This is a genomic window from Streptomyces sp. NPDC059567 (genome assembly GCF_042735655.1).
Classification (GTDB): Bacteria; Actinomycetota; Actinomycetes; order Streptomycetales; family Streptomycetaceae; genus Streptomyces.
The window spans coordinates 8276-10008 of record NZ_JBHWBS010000017.1 but is presented as its reverse complement, the minus strand read 5'-3'; the positions used below and the strand labels follow the sequence as shown (position 1 = coordinate 10008).

Genomic DNA, 1733 nt, shown 5'->3' with positions numbered 1-1733 from the left:
GCCACCCCCCCACCCCCTATAAAAACACCCCCCAAGGGGGCGCTCGGGTTTTTTTTTAAAACCCACCGGCAACCCCCCCCCGGGGCCCCCGCCCGCCCCCGCCCCCCGCCGCCGCGGCCCTCGGCACCATGGCAGCCGCAGCCCCCGCCGGCGCGGCCGACACCGGAACGGGCACCCGTACGGCGGCGTCCGTACCCCTCTCGCCCGAGCTGGAGGCCATCCGCGCGGCCGAGGCCACCAAGATCTACGGCAGCCCCGAGGAGCGACCGCTCGCCCAGCGCAAGACCGGCCTGATCTCGCTCGGCGACAGCGAGATCTCCGGCGAGGGCGTCGGCACCTACGAGCCGCCGACCAACGGGCCGACCAACTGGTGCCACCGCTCGCCCGACGCCGCCGTCCACCGCACCGGAATCCCCGCGGACCTCACGTTCAACGTGTCCTGCTCCGGCGCCTACAGCGGCAACATCAGGATCGGCGGATCGAAGCAGTACGCCGACGAACTCGTCCAGAGCGACAACCTCGCCATCAAGGCCCGCAACACCCGGATCAAGATGGTGCTGCTGGTGGCGGGCGCCAACGACGACCTGCAGTTCGGCCCGGTGATGACCGACTGCGTCACGCGGTACCTGACCCTGCAGGGCGCCTGCGAGCCCAAGTACGCCCCCGGCTGGCAGGCCCGCGTCGACGGACTCGTGCCCAAGGTCGAGCAGACCGTACGCGACCTGAAGACCGTGATGCGCGACGCCGGGTACGCCGACGGCGACTACAAGCTCGTCGTCATGGGCTACCCGAGCCCCATCGGCCCGGACTTCCACGACAACCCGAACTTCCCCGGCAAGCTCTCCTGTGGCGGGCTCGGCTACGACTCCGACACCGTCTGGGGCCGGAACACCGCGGTGCCGGCCTTCGAGCGCGGGATGCGCAGGGCGGCGGCCAGTACCGGGGTGACCTACCTCGACAACTCGCGGCTCTTCCACGGCCACGAGGTCTGCATGGAGGACCCCTGGGCGAGGGGCCTGTACATCGACCTCTCCAAGCCCGGCCCCCCGGACGAGAACTCCGTCCGGCAGTCCTTCCACCCCAACGCGCGCGGCCACGCGGCGTTCGCCTCCTGCCTGACGCAGATCTACAACTCGGGTCTGCGTGAGGCTAGTTGCGCGGACGTGAACTCGTCGGGGACCCCGACCCTCGTCCCGTACGCCTGGGACGACGCCTACAAGCCGCTGAAGAACCAGGCGACGGGGAACTGCGTGGACGTCGACGCGGCCACGTCGAGGAACGGCACCGCCGTGCTCGGCTGGGACTGCCACGGCGGCCGCAACCAGGGCTGGTGGTACGACCCCGCACGCCAGACCGTCCACACGGAACTGACCCAGGACCGGTGCCTGGACGTGCCGGCGGCCAAATACCAGGCGGGGACGGGAATGATCGTCTGGAACTGCTCGGGCACGGCGAACCAGAAGTTCGTGCGGGACGGGGCGACGATCAGGCCGGCCGCGGCGACGGGCCTGTGCCTGACGCAGTCGGCGGCGCGCCAGCCGATCCGCTTGCAGAGCTGCGACGGGTCGGCGGGACAGCGGTTCGTGTAGGGGCCTTCGGGCTGTGACTGCGGCCGGGGGGGGGGCGCCGCGGGGGGGGGGGGGGGGGCGCCCCCCCGCCGCGCCCGACGCGCGCCCCAACGGGCCCCTCCCGCCTCCCACCCCCCCGCGCCGCCACACCCCCCCACACCGACA

1 protein-coding gene is annotated in these 1733 nt (G+C 72.2%); it reads left to right on the top strand.

What is annotated here, in order from left to right; genetic code table 11:
- Window positions 1–128 precede the first annotated feature (128 nt).
- Window positions 129–1589, top strand: coding sequence for a ricin-type beta-trefoil lectin domain protein (locus tag ACFVZW_RS11130; RefSeq protein WP_384519626.1), 1461 nt, complete (start codon window positions 129–131; stop codon window positions 1587–1589).
- Window positions 1590–1733 lie beyond the last annotated feature (144 nt).

Coding starts and splice junctions, on each gene's coding strand:
- ACFVZW_RS11130 (WP_384519626.1), top strand. CDS start 129: ATGGCAGCCGCAGCCCCCGCCGGCGCGGCCGACACCGGAACGGGCACC.